Annotated in this window: 14 protein-coding genes and 1 tRNA gene; 6 read left to right on the top strand and 9 right to left on the bottom strand. The window is 72.0% G+C overall.

The annotated features are described in order from the left end of the window. Nucleotides 1–10: 10 nt before the first annotated feature. The 3 genes from ACL03H_RS09405 to ACL03H_RS09415 form a co-directional block, all read right to left on the bottom strand. A complete protein-coding gene (locus tag ACL03H_RS09405; RefSeq protein ID WP_412810745.1) occupies nt 11–610 on the bottom strand; it encodes a TetR/AcrR family transcriptional regulator in 600 nt (199 codons plus the stop codon). 25 nt (nt 611–635) lie between these two features. Then, complete coding sequence (locus ACL03H_RS09410; protein WP_412810746.1) at nt 636–1,658, bottom strand: extracellular catalytic domain type 1 short-chain-length polyhydroxyalkanoate depolymerase; 1,023 nt, start codon at nt 1,656–1,658, stop codon at nt 636–638. Nucleotides 1,659–1,761: 103 nt separating this feature from the next. After that, nucleotides 1,762–2,316, bottom strand: coding sequence for a TetR/AcrR family transcriptional regulator (locus ACL03H_RS09415; protein ID WP_412810747.1), 555 nt, complete (start codon nt 2,314–2,316; stop codon nt 1,762–1,764). Nucleotides 2,317–2,398: 82 nt separating this feature from the next. On the opposite strand from ACL03H_RS09415, the gene ACL03H_RS09420 reads away from it, so the two are divergent. The 3 genes from ACL03H_RS09420 to ACL03H_RS09430 all read left to right on the top strand — a co-directional run bounded on the left by ACL03H_RS09420 (nt 2,399) and on the right by ACL03H_RS09430 (nt 4,336). Beyond that, the gene (locus ACL03H_RS09420) at nt 2,399–3,295 is read left to right on the top strand and encodes an SDR family oxidoreductase (protein WP_412810748.1); all 897 of its coding nucleotides are present in this window, start codon (nt 2,399–2,401) and stop codon (nt 3,293–3,295) included. Nucleotides 3,296–3,874: 579 nt separating this feature from the next. After that, nucleotides 3,875–4,078 carry a hypothetical protein gene (locus tag ACL03H_RS09425; RefSeq protein WP_412810749.1) on the top strand — a complete coding sequence of 68 codons (204 nt, stop codon included), beginning with the start codon at nt 3,875–3,877 and terminating at the stop codon, nt 4,076–4,078. 181 nt (nt 4,079–4,259) lie between these two features. Further along, nucleotides 4,260–4,336: transfer RNA gene (locus ACL03H_RS09430), tRNA-Ile, on the top strand. A 129-nt stretch (nt 4,337–4,465) separates the two neighbouring features. Here the strand turns inward: ACL03H_RS09430 and ACL03H_RS09435 are convergent. Continuing rightward, nucleotides 4,466–5,359: an NADP-dependent oxidoreductase gene (locus ACL03H_RS09435; protein WP_412810750.1), complete on the bottom strand. Its 894-nt coding sequence runs from the start codon at nt 5,357–5,359 to the stop codon at nt 4,466–4,468. 69 nt (nt 5,360–5,428) lie between these two features. On the opposite strand from ACL03H_RS09435, the gene ACL03H_RS09440 reads away from it, so the two are divergent. Next, the gene (locus tag ACL03H_RS09440) at nt 5,429–6,016 is read left to right on the top strand and encodes a TetR/AcrR family transcriptional regulator (RefSeq protein ID WP_412810751.1); all 588 of its coding nucleotides are present in this window, start codon (nt 5,429–5,431) and stop codon (nt 6,014–6,016) included. An 82-nt stretch (nt 6,017–6,098) separates the two neighbouring features. Here ACL03H_RS09440 and ACL03H_RS09445 read toward each other — a convergent pair whose 3' ends face one another. The 5 genes from ACL03H_RS09445 to ACL03H_RS09465 all read right to left on the bottom strand — a co-directional run bounded on the left by ACL03H_RS09445 (nt 6,099) and on the right by ACL03H_RS09465 (nt 10,444). After that, nucleotides 6,099–6,425, bottom strand: a complete 327-nt coding sequence (locus ACL03H_RS09445) for an FKBP-type peptidyl-prolyl cis-trans isomerase (protein ID WP_412810752.1) — start codon at nt 6,423–6,425, stop codon at nt 6,099–6,101. A 67-nt stretch (nt 6,426–6,492) separates the two neighbouring features. Further along, complete coding sequence (locus ACL03H_RS09450) at nt 6,493–6,960, bottom strand: VOC family protein (protein ID WP_412810753.1); 468 nt, start codon at nt 6,958–6,960, stop codon at nt 6,493–6,495. Between the two features lie 63 nt (nt 6,961–7,023). Continuing rightward, on the bottom strand, nt 7,024–7,245 hold the full coding sequence (locus tag ACL03H_RS09455; RefSeq protein ID WP_412810754.1) for a YbdD/YjiX family protein: 222 nt from the start codon (nt 7,243–7,245) through the stop codon (nt 7,024–7,026). Then, nucleotides 7,242–9,380: a carbon starvation CstA family protein gene (locus tag ACL03H_RS09460; protein ID WP_412810857.1), complete on the bottom strand. Its 2,139-nt coding sequence runs from the start codon at nt 9,378–9,380 to the stop codon at nt 7,242–7,244. The genes ACL03H_RS09455 and ACL03H_RS09460 overlap by 4 nt, the downstream gene beginning before the upstream one ends. A 242-nt stretch (nt 9,381–9,622) precedes the next feature. Further along, entirely contained in the window at nt 9,623–10,444 is an 822-nt protein-coding gene (locus ACL03H_RS09465) for an LLM class F420-dependent oxidoreductase (RefSeq protein ID WP_412810755.1), read from the bottom strand. 467 nt (nt 10,445–10,911) lie between these two features. Here ACL03H_RS09465 and ACL03H_RS09470 point away from each other — a divergent pair, with 467 nt between their 5' ends. Further along, on the top strand, nt 10,912–11,436 hold the full coding sequence (locus ACL03H_RS09470; RefSeq protein WP_412810756.1) for a SigE family RNA polymerase sigma factor: 525 nt from the start codon (nt 10,912–10,914) through the stop codon (nt 11,434–11,436). Then, nucleotides 11,433–12,470, top strand: a complete 1,038-nt coding sequence (locus tag ACL03H_RS09475) for a hypothetical protein (protein WP_412810757.1) — start codon at nt 11,433–11,435, stop codon at nt 12,468–12,470. Before ACL03H_RS09470 ends, ACL03H_RS09475 begins: the two co-directional genes overlap by 4 nt. The last annotated feature ends 18 nt before the right edge of the window (nt 12,471–12,488 follow it).

Here is a 12,488-nt window from a genome sequence, read left to right on the forward strand (position 1 = left end):
GCGGGCTCCGTCAGGGGAGGCCGAGGCCCGAGGTGATGAAGTCGCGGTAGTGGGCCACGACCCGGGCGCGCGGGATCTCCGGGTGGGCGAACCACCAGCGGCCCAGCTGCTCGCCCACCCCGCTGATGGCGTGGGCGAAGGCGGTGGCCCGCTCCTCGTCGAAGCTCGCGAAGTGCCCGACCATGTCCGCGATCCGCCGGATCGTGCCCAGCCGCAGCGCGGCGACGTCGGCCGCGAGCTCCTCGGACAGCGCCCCGCCGCGCAGGAACAGCACCCGCCACCGCCGCGGATCCCGTTCGAGCAGCTCGAAGAACAGCTCGCCCGCGCGCTCGATCACCGCCGCCGCGCCCGCCCCGGCCTGGATCATGATCTCGGGCTCGCGGATCCGGTCCTCCAGCTCGGTGCGGGCCCGCCGGACGCAGGCCAGGAACACCTCCTCCTTGGACGCGAAGTGCGAGTAGACCATCGGCCTGGTCACCCCGGCCGCGCGCGCGATGTCCTCCATCGAGGTGCGCTCCAGTCCTCGTTCGGCGAACAGCACCTCGGCCGTGTCGAGCAACTGGGCCGCCCGCGCTTCGCGGGAGAGCCGGGTTCGGCGCGGGGCGGTCATGACCGGATCCCGAGGTGGGACGGGCTCATCGCGTTCCTCCGCTCATCGGGCGGGCGGCGGCGAAGTCCCAGATCAGACGGGACATGTCCGGTCCGGCCCGGTCGGTGAACAGCCCGCTGGCCGCGGGCCCCGACCAGGCGTGCTCCAGGCCCGAGACCAGGTAGAACTCGATCACCGGCGGGCCGCCGCCCGCCCCCGAGTAGGTCGAGTGGGTGTACGGGTGCCGACCCGGGGGATTCTGCCGGACCACCGACTCCGGGACGGCGTCGACCTCGCCGTCTGGCAGTCCGTCCGCGGCCAGGTCCGCGACCCGCGCCCAGTGCTCGACGAGCCGGTCCGCCACGAGCGGCGGCACGGCCTCGTCCTGGTCACCTTGCAGGATCAGCAGCGGGACCTGGCGGGCGCGCGGTCCCATCTGGGCGTAGGCCTGCCCGGCCGTGTAGCTGGGCGGCACCCCGGCCGGGTCCTCCGGATCGACCTGGTTCAGGCCGTACTCGCCGCCGGCGACCGAGGTGGCGGTGGCGAAGACGTCCGGGTAGGTGGCAGCCAAGATCACCGCGGTGCCCGCGCCCGACGAGGCGCCCGCCACGTGCACCTGGCCGGGATCGGCGTGGTACTCGGCCACGACCTCCCGCGCGACCCCGGCCAGCAGCTCCGGTTCGCCGCGACCGCGGTGCTGGTCCGCCGGATCGTTGGAGTTCCAGCAGTTCAGGACGTCCTGGAACGGGCTCTGCGTCGGGTAGACCACGATGAACCCGGCGGCGTCGGCGATCCGGTCGAACCGGGTGGTGCTCTTCATGGAGTTCCACCCGAAACCGCTCATCCCGCACCCGTGCAGGGCCATCATCACCGGCGGGCGGGAGTCCTCGCGGTAGTCCGGCGGCAGGTGGACCTGGTACATCAGCCGCCCCTGATTGCTGGAGTAGACGCCGAGCCGGTCACCGGGACCGGCCGCTCCGGGGAACCCGAACTGGAAGCCCAGGGACAGCAGTGCGACGACCGCGACCGCGATGCCGCCGAACGCGGCGAGCTTGCGGGATCCGGGCACGGTGCCTCCTGAATAACTTTACGACGTGTCAAGTTGAACTTTACACATCGACAACCAGAGGGTGCTGCCGTCCAGGGGGCGCCGGTGCGGGCGAGCGCGCGGATCAGAACAGGGCGCGCAGCGCGACCGCGGCCTCGTCCGCGCAGGTGGGGAAGTCGGGAGCGCCGTCGCCGATCCAGCGCGCGAACGCGACCCGGAACGCGCTCGCCGCGCAGTGGGCGGCGAGGACGGCGGTCTCCTCGGTAGCGCCCCGCTCCCGCAGCGCCTCGGCGGCGGCGCGGGTCAGATCCGCGAGCTTCAGCAGCTCGCGCTCCCGCAGGCGCGGAGTCCGCGCGATGATCCTGGCGCGCCGGGCCGCTTGCTCGCGCCGGTCCTCGAGGAAACCGGCGGCCGCGCACCCACCCGCGAGGGCCGCGTCGATCGGCGCCGCGCCGGCCGGAGCGGCCGCGATCGCCTCCCGGAGGCGGCGCTCCGTCGTCCGCTCCTCGTCGAAGAACGCCTCGCGCTTGTCCGCGAAGTGCCGGAAGAAGGTGCGCTCGGTGACTCCGGCGCGCTCCGCGATGTCCCCGGCCGTCGTCCGCTCGAAGCCGCGCTCGTCGAACAGCTCCAGCGCCGCCCGCATCATCCGGCCCCGCGCGTCCGGTTCCCAGCGACTCATGCGGCGGGAGTCTAGTGATGGCAGTCCCTGACCTCCGTCGCTACTGTTGATGACAGGCACTGACATGAGGGGAGGGGTGGACGTGCGCGTATTCGTCACCGGCGCCTCCGGCTGGATCGGTTCGGCGGTCACCGCAGAGCTGCTCGCCACCGGCCACGAGGTGCTCGGGCTGGCCCGCTCCGAGGATTCGGCCGCCGCCGTCGCGGCCGCCGGTGCCGAGGTGGTGCGCGGGGATCTCGACGATCCGGACGGGTTGGCGGTCGTGGTGGAGGAGGTCGACGCGGTCGTCCACCTGGCGTTCAAGCACGACTCCGGTGACTTCGCGGGAGCGAGGCGCAGCGAAGCGGCGGCCGTCCGGCGGATGCTGGACGTCTTCGCCTTCCGCGACCGCCCGTTCCTGATCGCCTCCGGTCTCGCGAGGGCCTCGGGCGGAGGCGTGCTCACCGAACTGGACCCGTCACCGCACGAGGGCGTCGGCTCGGCGCGCGGTGGCAGCGAGAACCTGGCCCTGTCCTACGCGGACCGCGGGGTCCGCCCGGTGGCGCTGCGCTTCGCGTCGACCGTGCACGAAGCGGGTGATCCCGGCCTGGTGGCGGAGCTGGTCCGAATCGCGCGCGAGCGCGGGGTGTCGGGCTACCTCGGCGATGGCGCGAACCGCTGGACGGCGGTCCACCGCTCGGACGCCGCGCACCTGGTGCGCCTCGCGCTCGAGAAGGCTCCCGCCGGCACGCGGGTGCACGCGGTGGCCGAGCAGGGGCTGCGCGCCCGCGACGTCGCCACGGCGATCGGTGCGCACCTCGGCGTTCCGGTGGCCTCGATCGAGCCCGGGGACGCCGCGGCCCACTTCGGCTGGATCGGCGGGTTCGTCGGCGTGGACGCGAGGGCGAGCAACGCCCGCACCCGGGAGCTGCTCAGCTGGACCCCCGGGGGGCCGACGTTGTTCGAGGACCTCGCGCACGGTGCCCACCGGTGGAGCTGAAGCGCGCGGAATTCCCCGGGGTGGTGGGAAATCGCGCTGCGAGCGGCCCGGTCCGGGGGTCGCCGCGGGCGGGAGCCCCGAACGGGCCGGATCCCCGGCGGCTGCTATGCTCATATCACGGTCTGAGGATCGGTCGGGGCAAGGTGAACCAGAGCGCGTGATCGCATGAGCAGATGCGGACGGCGCTCGTGGACCGGTGCTCCTCCGCCGAAATGCAGATCAGTCGGCTGATCGTGGGGTCGTTGAACGCGAAGGGGCGTCGAATAGGCGCCTCTCTTTTTGTGCTCACGGACCAAGTCCACCCTTTCGGGCGATTTGGCTACGGAGTGATCAGGGTCGGGTAACGATTCTGCGCAGTTCGTCGATCTGATTCGTGCAGTCGTCGACATCCCGCTTCCCCTGAGGTTTTCCCGCAGGTCACAGCGGGCATGAATGATCATGATCGAAGCACGTCCGCTGCCGCGCCGCAGGGACAAAATCGATTCATGATGCGTTCGAACCAACGGAACTACCACTGCTCTCCGTCCTCAGAGCAGTGGTGCACAAACGGGGACGACAATCAGGACGGGGGAAGTCGGGATGTCCGCTCCAGGTATCGGCAAGGAAAACCACTTCGCACTGCCCGACCTGGCCTCGGTGGCACAGCTGCCGAAGCCGGTCCGGGCGCTGGTCTACCTGGTCATGCTGTCGGTGCTCACGGTGGCCGCGCTGAGCGCGCTGCTCGCCACCGTCGTGGTCATCGGTCAGCTGACCGGGGCCTTCAGCATCGCCGCGTTCATGTGAGGCCGCGACGAGCAACGGGCCGGCACCTCCGGGTGCCGGCCCTTTTGCCGCCCTGCGGCGGAAACCGCGCCGAAGGGCCACCCGCTGTCCCGGTTTCGCCCGGTCGAGCGGACAACCCAACGAGCCTCTCGCCGCTCAGCCTCGCTACGATCACCCGGTGGAGCGTGTCATCACGCCTTCGGGGGCAGTAGCTCAGTTGGTCAGAGCAGCGGACTCATAATCCGTCAGCCGTGGGTTCAAGTCCCACCTGCCCCACCACCTGACCTGCGGCGGGCGAGATCGCGTCCCGATCGGAACCGGCGACCTGCGCTCCCCGCCGCTCGAATCATCGATTGATCCTTCGGCGATCCGCTGTCGCGGATCAGGCGCCGTCGTGCGGGAAACCGCTCAGGGGAGCACCACCCGGCGTCCGCGCGTGTGACCGGACTGGCTGTCGGCGTGCGCAGTCGCGGCTTCGGCGAGCGGATAGGACTTCTCGACGGGGATGCGCAGTTTTCCGCGTGCGATGAGATCGGCCGCTTCGGCGAGCGCGTCCGGCACGCTCCCGGCGGTTCCGGAGAAGCGGACGCCGAGTTCCGGCCCGCTGAGGTCGGCGATGGTGAGCACCTTCCGCGGATCTCCGGTCAGCTCGACGAGTTCGGGGAGGACTCCCGCGCCCGCCAGGTCGAGCGCGACGTCGACGCTGCCCAGCCGTCGCACCCGATCGACCCAGCCCTCGCCGTAGGTGGTGGCGGCGGCGCCCAGCTCGCGCAGGTAGTCCTGGTTTCCCGCGCCGGCCGTGCCGATCACCGCGATGCCGCGTTCGCGGGCGACTTGCAGCACCGCCGAGCCGACTCCGCCGGAGGCGCCGCTGACCAGCAGCGTGTCCCCGGGCCGCGCGCCGACCTGATCGAGGACGCGCAGCGCGGTCTCCACCACGGAGGGATATCCGGCCGCTTCCGCGAAGTCCAAGCCCTCGGGCATCCGGGCCCAGGCCGAGAGCACGGCGAACTCCGCGTAGGTGCTGGTGCCCTCGCCGAACACCCGGTCGCCGATGGCGAGCCCCTCGACGCCGGCGCCGATCTCGTCCACCACCCCGGCCGCGTCGAGCCCGACTCCGGCAGGCAGGTCGAGCGGACGTGCCTGCTGGAACTGGCCTTCGCGGATCCTCCAGTCCACGGGGTTCACCCCCGCCGCGCGCACCGCGATGCGCACCTGGCCCGGGCCCGCGTGGGGCTCCTCGGCGTCGACGAGGTGCAGGACGTCCGGACCGCCGAACTCGGCGAAGCTCACCTTCCTCATGCGGCCAACTTAGCACTAACGGTTAGGGTTTTGCATCGGTTGCGATTTGCTAGTTGATAGCATGGAAGGATGATCGAATCCTCGGGACGCCGCGAGCGGAAGAAGGCCGCGACCCGTCAGAAGATCGCCGACGCCGCGCTCCGGCTCTTCCTGGAGCGCGGGTACGAGCAGGTGGGAATCCGGGACGTGGCCGCCGAGGCCGACGTGGCCGTCACCACCCTGTTCTCGCACTTCGCCTCCAAGGAGGCCCTGGTGTTCGAGCAGGACCAGAACTTCGAGCAACGCCTGGTGGGGGCGGTCGGCGGCCGGGCGGCGGGCGAGCCGCTCATCCCCGCGCTGCGGGAGGAGACCCGGGCCCTCGTGCGGCACTGCGCGGGCAGCGCCGCACCGGTCTGGCGCATGATCGACGGGTCGTCGGCGCTGCGGGAGTTCGAGGAGTCGATGCGGGTGCGGCACGCCGCGTCCCTGGCCACGGCCATCGCCGACGATCTGGGCCTGTCCGAGCCCACGGCGGCCTGCCGGGCGATCGCGCGGTTCGCGGTCGACGCGCACTCGCTGGCCCGCGAGGCGGCCGACCCGGACGCCGCGGTGGACGAGATCTTCCGGATGATCGAGGCGGCTTGGGCAGCCGCCGGAGCCCCGCCCGGTCAGCGCTGAGCGGGGGAGGAGGGTCGGCAGCGGTGCCGGGCGCCCTCCGCCGGGACGTCGGCCGGGGCGAGGGCCCCGGCCGACGTCGCCGTCACTTGACGTCGAGCAGCTCGACGTCGAAGTGCAAGGTGGAGTTCGGCGGGATGACCGGCGGGAAGCCGCGCTCGCCGTAGCCCATGGCCGGGGGGATGACCAGGGTGCGGGTGCCGCCGACGCGCATCCCGACGACGCCGCTGTCCCAGCCTTCGATGACCTGGCCGGAGCCCAGGGTGAAGGTCAGACCCTGGCCGCGGTCGTGCGACGAGTCGAACTTCGAGCCGTCGCTGAGCGTGCCCGTGTAGTGCAGGGTCACGACGTTGCCCGGCTGGGCCTCGGCACCATCGCCGACCTTGGTGTCCTCGACCTGAAGATCGCTCACTTCGTCCTCCTCGGATTGCGGACCGCCCAGTCTGCCTTGCCGCGGTCGCCGGGAGCGGCCCGGGTGGCTAGCCCGCGTAGGCGCGGCGCAGCTCCTCCAGGTCGATCCGGCGCATGGCGAGCATCGCGCGCATGACGGCGTCCCGGCGCTCCGGATCGCGCAGCATCTCGCCGAGCTGCCGGGGCGCGACCTGCCAGGACAGCCCGTAGCGGTCCTTGACCCAGCCGCAGGGCCCCTGCTCGCCGCCGCCCTCGATCAACTGGTCGCTCATCCGGTCGACCTCCTCCTGCGAGCCGCAGTCCACCTGCAGCGAGATCGCCTCGGTGAAGGAGAAGGCCGGTCCGCCGTTGAGGGCGGTGAAGGCCTGGCCGCTCAGCTCGAACTCCACGGTGAGCACGGTTCCGGGCTCACCCGGCCCGGGCTCCCCGTAGTGCTGGATCTCGGTGATCCGGGAATCGGGGAAGATCGACGTGTAGAACCGCGCCGCCTCCTCCGCCCGTCCGTCGAACCACAGGCACGGGGTGATCTTCTGCATGACGCCCTCCTCATGACGAAGCCGACTCGGAGAACGGTCCTCGCCCGGGGGGACCCGCGCAGCTCAGCAGCAGCGAGAACCCGGGTGCGCGTCGCCGCGGTCGACGTGGCGGCGCCAGAACTCGCGCTCGCCGAGCGGAGGAGTGCCGGCGTGGTGCGCGCGGTGGTGTTCCAGGTAGCGCTCGTAGGCGGTCTCCCCGACGATGCCGCGGGCGATCTGCCAGGCCGCGCGGGCGGACCGTCCCCACCGGGACAGCGCCGCCCGCGCCGGGTTCGCGGGACTCACGTCCCCGCGCCGACTTCCTGGCGCTCGCCGGGGTCGCGGCGCTCGCGCTGAACGCGCCGCTCCTCGGCGGTCGGGATCAGGCCGGACGGGGCCCACAGGGCGGACTCGACGTGCGGCGTCTCGGTGTCGGGCAGCGGCTCGACGCTGCGCAGCGCCTTCAACCACACCCGGATCGCGTCCACCAGCACGATCACGATGAGCACCGCGAACAGCACGCTGAGCACCCCGCACACCGTGGAGTTCGTGACCACCTGCCGCATCTCCTCGACGGTGGCCGCCGAACCCTTGCTCGTCTCCCCGGCGTCGATCGCCGCCTGGTAGGAGGCGCGCTGGGCGAAGAAGCCGAGCTTGGGATCGGCGGAGAACACCTTCTGCCAGCTCGCCGTCAGCGTCACCACCGCGTCCCAGGCCAGCGGCACGATCGTCACCCAGGCGTGCTTCGCCCGCCCGGACTTGATCAGGATCGTGGTGGCCACCGCCAGCGCCACCGCCGCCAGCAGCTGGTTGGCGATGCCGAACAGCGGGAACAGCTGGTTGATGCCGCCCAGCGGGTCGTTCACCCCGGTCCAGAGGAAGTAGCCCCAGCCACCGACGATCAGCGCGCTGGAGATCCAGATCCCCGGCTTCCAGGTGACGTCCCCGAAGCGCTTCCAGACGTTGCCGACGGTGTCCTGCAGCATGAACCGGCCCACGCGCGTCCCGGCGTCCACGGTGGTGAGGATGAACAGCGCCTCGAACATGACCGCGAAGTGGTACCAGAAGGCGCGCATCGCATCACCGCCCATGACCTGCGAGAACACCTCGGAGAGCCCGAGCGCCAGCGTCGGGGCTCCGCCGGAGCGGCCGACCAGGGTCTCCTCGTCCACGGCGTTCGCCGCCGCGGCCAGCTGCTCGGGGGAGATCTGGAAGCCGATCCCGGCCACGGCCTGCGAGGCCGAGTCCAGCGTCTCGCCGAGCGCCGCGCTGGGCATGTTCATCGCGTAGTACATGCCGGGATCGATGATGCAGGCCGCGGCCAGCGCCATGATCGCCACGAAGGACTCGGTCAGCATCCCGCCGTAACCGATGACGCGGACCTGCGATTCCTTCTCGATCAGCTTCGGCGTGGTGCCGGAGGAGACGAGGGCGTGGAAGCCGGACAGCGCGCCGCAGGCGATCTGAATGAACACGAACGGGAACAGCGTCCCGGCGAACACCGGGCCCTGGCCGTTGAACGCGAACTCGGTGACCGCCTCGGTCCTCATCGCGGGCATCGCGATCAGGATCGAGGCCGCGAGCATGACGATCACGCCGACCTTCATGAAGGTGCTCAGGTAGTCGCGCGGGGCCAGCAGCATCCACACCGGGAGCACCGAGGCGACGAAGCCGTACACGACGAGCGCCAGCACCAGCTCGTTGCCGGAGAGCGTGAAGGCCTCGGCCAGCGCGGAGTCGGCGACCCAGCTGCCGCCGACGATGGCCAGCAGCAGCAGCGCGATCCCGATCACCGAGGTCTCGATGATCTTCCCCGGCCGCAGGAACCTCAGGTACACGCCCATGAACAGCGCGATCGGAAGGGTCATGCCGATCGAGAAGGTGCCCCACGGCGAGTCCTTCAGCGCGCCGACCACGACCAGCGCCAGCACCGCCAGCAGGATGATCATGATGGCGAGCACCGCGACCAGCGCCGCCACCCCGCCGACCGGGCCGATCTCCTCGCGCGCCATCTGCCCCAGGCTGCGGCCGTCGCGGCGGGTGGAGAAGAACAGCACCACCATGTCCTGCACCGCGCCGGCGAACACGACGCCGACGATGATCCAGATCGTGCCGGGCAGGTAGCCCATCTGCGCGGCCAGCACCGGACCGACCAGCGGGCCCGCCCCGGCGATCGCCGCGAAGTGGTGCCCGAACAGCACCCTGCGGTCCGTGGGCTGGAAGTCCGTCGCGTTGTTCAGCCGCTCCGCGGGGGTCGCGCGGGTGTCGTCCACCCGCAGCACCCGGTACGAGATGTAGCGCGCGTAGAAGCGGTAGCCGATCGCGTAGGAGGCCAGCGCCGCGAACACCAGCCACGCGGCGGAGATCTCCTCGCCGCGGCCGAGCGCGATGACCCCCCATGCGACCGCCCCCACCACGGCCACCAGAGCCCACACGACGATCTGCTTCGGGCTCCACTTCCGTCGCGGCGCGGTCTCGCCGCTCGACGTCGTTGTCGTCGTGTTCGCCACCGTCCCCGGTCTCCGTTTCCGCGATCGACGCCGTGCGGGCACGTTGCGCCGTGATCGCACCGATCTGCACAGAAGTCGCAAGGATCTGCCTGCGCTGTCCCCCATGTCCAGTGCGAGACCGGGAAGTAACCAGGATGTAAGTGATCCCTGGCGTTGCAACGGTCCCGCACGGTTCAGCCGTGCTCGGCGATCCTCCCGGCGAGCAGGTCGAGCCGCTCCAGCGAGGCGTCCCGGGGCTTGGTCGGGAGGAAGAACAGGATCCGGTCCACCCCGGCCGCCGCGCACTCCTCGATCGCCGCGTCCTTCGGCGCCGCGTAGAGCGTCACCGGCACCCGCCAGCCCGCCCGCTCACGCACCTGCGCGATCAGCGCGCCGAGGTTCTCGGTGCCCGCGCGGGGCAGCCAGCCCCCGCCGTACTCCGCGACCCGGTCGAACGAGCGCCTGCTCTCGCCGCCGATGTAGATCGGCGGGTGCGGTCGCTGCACCGGCTTCGGCCAGGAGTAGATCGGGTCGAAGTCGACGTGCTCGCCGTGGAACTCGGCGAGCTCCTGGGTCCAGATCTCCCGCATGGCGCGGATCCGCTCGTCCATCAGGGCGCCGCGCTTGCCGGGATCCGTGCCGTGGTTGCGCATCTCGTCGCGGCTCCAGCCCGCACCGATGCCGAAGATCACCCGGCCGTTCGAGACGAGGTCGAGGCTGGCGACCTCCTTGGCGGTGGTGATCGGGTCGCGCTGGATCATCAGCGCGATCCCCGTGCCCAGCAGCAGGTTCTCGGTCACGGCCGCGGCCGCGGTGAGGCTGATGAAGGGGTCCAGCGTGCGGTAGTAGATCCGGGGCAGATCACCGCCGCCCGGGTAGGGGGTGTCCCGGGAGGCGGGGACGTGGGTGTGCTCGGCGAGGAACAGCGAGTCGAACCCGCGCTCCTCCAGCGCGCGCCCCAGCTCCGCGGGCCCGATGCCCTCGTCGGTGTTGAACGTCGAGATGCCGAACTTCATGGCGGTTCGGACGACCGGGAGGCCGCCCTTCCTCCCCTCGATACCGGGCGCGGGACAGATCCTGTCTTCGGGCAGACGGTAGTCGAACGCGCACGTCGCGGCATCGGCTGCCAAACGGGTGAGTGAGATCGTCGAAGATCGTCTGACCAGGCACGACGCGAGCCGGGCGATCTTCGTTGTGGTGATCACCACTCCCGCCGCTGCTGCCCGGCGGCGCTTCCGGTCCTGTGTGGAGCGCGCCGGCGCGGGCGCATCCGCGCCGGTCAGCGCCGGGGATCCGCGCCCGGCCGGAGCTCCGCGGGGCGGGATCGGCCGCGATCACTCCGCGAGGCCGGTCGCGGCGCGCGGTAAGCTCCGCCTCTCCGCCGGTCGGAGCTGCGACCGGTAATCCGGTCAGCGTCGGCTGCCAACCGCGAAGGGGGTCTCGGGCGTCGTGCAGAGATGTGACGGTTTCGATCGCATTGCCCGTGACCGCCTGGCCGGGCGACGGGCTGGCGGCCATGGATGAACTGACGACCAAACTCACCGAGCTCTACCAGGAGAACTACCGGCAACTGCTGCGGATCGCGGTGCTGCTCGTCGACGACCGGGCCTCCGCCGAGGACATCGTGCAGGACGCCTACGTCCGGGTCTTCGACTCCCGGGCCCGGTTGCGCGATCCGGAGAAGGCGCTGGCGTTCCTGCGGCAAGCGGTGCTCAACAGGGCGCGTTCGGTGCTGCGCCGTCGCATGGTCGCCAAGCGCTACCAGCCGCGCATCGCCACCGAGGACTCGCGCCCGGACGACACCGGCCGCGGGCTGGACCGGGCGGTGCTCGCCGACGCGCTGGCCCACCTGCCGCGCAGGCAGCGGGAGGCGGTGGTGCTGCGGTACTACTCGGACTTCAGCGAGGCGCGCACCGCGCAGCTGATGGGCGTGAGCCAGGGTGCGGTCAAGTCGTACTGCTCGCGCGGTGTGGCTCGGCTGTCGGATTTGCTGCGGGAGCGGGTGTGAAGGATCCAGACGAGACGCAGGACGTCGAGAAGCTGCGCCGCGGGCTGCACGCGCTGGTCGACGAGGTCGAACCCCGCGGCGACGCGCTGCCCCGGCTGCTGGCCGCGCGCCAGCGCCGGTCGCGGCGGCCCTCCCGGCGACCGCTGCTCACCGCGGCCGGGGTGGGGGTGGCGGCATCGGCGGTGCTGCTCGTGGCGCTATCGGTGGTGCCCGGTGCCAGCGACCGCCGCGCCGAGCCGGTGAGCGTCGCGCCCGGCAGCTACGTGGCCGCGCCGGAACCGGACACCCTCGCCTCCTTCGACGTGCTCACCGGGGAGCGGCGAGAGCTGCTCGCCGAGCTCGACGCACCCGTGCGGGGCGGGCTCGCGGCCGACGGGAACCGGGTGTACGCGACCGTCGCCACCGCTGGCGGCAGCGAGGTGGTCGTGGTCGGACCGGACCGGATAGCCCGCCCGCTCGCGCACCGCGACGGCGCGGAGACCGCGCTCGCCGCCGGTGGCGGGCGGGTCGCCTACGCCGACCGCGACGGTGTCGTGGTGGAGGGCGCCGGGCAGCCGCGGCGGATCGCGACGCCGGGCCGCCAGGTGCTCGACCTCGCGGTGGACGACGCGGGCCGGCTCGCGGTGCTCACCTCGGACTCCCGGATCCACGTCCTCGCCCCCGGAGCGGCCGAGCTCGGCCCACCGGTGGAAGTTCCCCCGGTCGCGGCCTGCGCCCCGGCGGCGCTGGCCTGGACCGACGGTGATGTCGCGGTGCTCACGGCGGCGGAGTGCGGGAGCTCGCCCTCCTCCCGGATGCGGATCACCGCGGTGGACGGGGACAGCGGCGCGGCGATCGGCGGCGGCGTGCCCTTCGAGACCGGGGGAGCGGTCGCGCCCGATCAGGTCCAGCTCTCGGTCGACCGGGTGGGGCGGTACCTGGTTTCGGTCGCCGACGGCAGGCAGTGGCTGGTCGACGGTGCCGACGTGCGCCCGGTCGCCCGCGCCTGCACCGAGGGCGGCTGCGCCTCGGTCCCGGCGACGTTCTGGGGCTGAGCCCCGCGGCTCGGCCCG

Origin of the sequence: Saccharopolyspora antibiotica (genome assembly GCF_047200635.1) — a bacterium.
In the GTDB taxonomy this organism is placed as follows: Bacteria; Actinomycetota; Actinomycetes; order Mycobacteriales; family Pseudonocardiaceae; genus Saccharopolyspora_C.

Excerpts from the sequence above, each read along its gene's own strand:
- ACL03H_RS09415 (WP_412810747.1), bottom strand. The coding sequence starts at position 2,316 with ATGAGTCGCTGGGAACCGGACGCGCGGGGCCGGATGATGCGGGCGGCG.
- ACL03H_RS09435 (WP_412810750.1), bottom strand. The coding sequence starts at position 5,359 with ATGAGGAAGGTGAGCTTCGCCGAGTTCGGCGGTCCGGACGTCCTGCAC.
- ACL03H_RS09440 (WP_412810751.1), top strand. The coding sequence starts at position 5,429 with ATGATCGAATCCTCGGGACGCCGCGAGCGGAAGAAGGCCGCGACCCGT.
- ACL03H_RS09465 (WP_412810755.1), bottom strand. The coding sequence starts at position 10,444 with ATGAAGTTCGGCATCTCGACGTTCAACACCGACGAGGGCATCGGGCCC.
- ACL03H_RS09450 (WP_412810753.1), bottom strand. The coding sequence starts at position 6,960 with ATGCAGAAGATCACCCCGTGCCTGTGGTTCGACGGACGGGCGGAGGAG.
- ACL03H_RS09405 (WP_412810745.1), bottom strand. The coding sequence starts at position 610 with ATGACCGCCCCGCGCCGAACCCGGCTCTCCCGCGAAGCGCGGGCGGCC.
- ACL03H_RS09425 (WP_412810749.1), top strand. The coding sequence starts at position 3,875 with ATGTCCGCTCCAGGTATCGGCAAGGAAAACCACTTCGCACTGCCCGAC.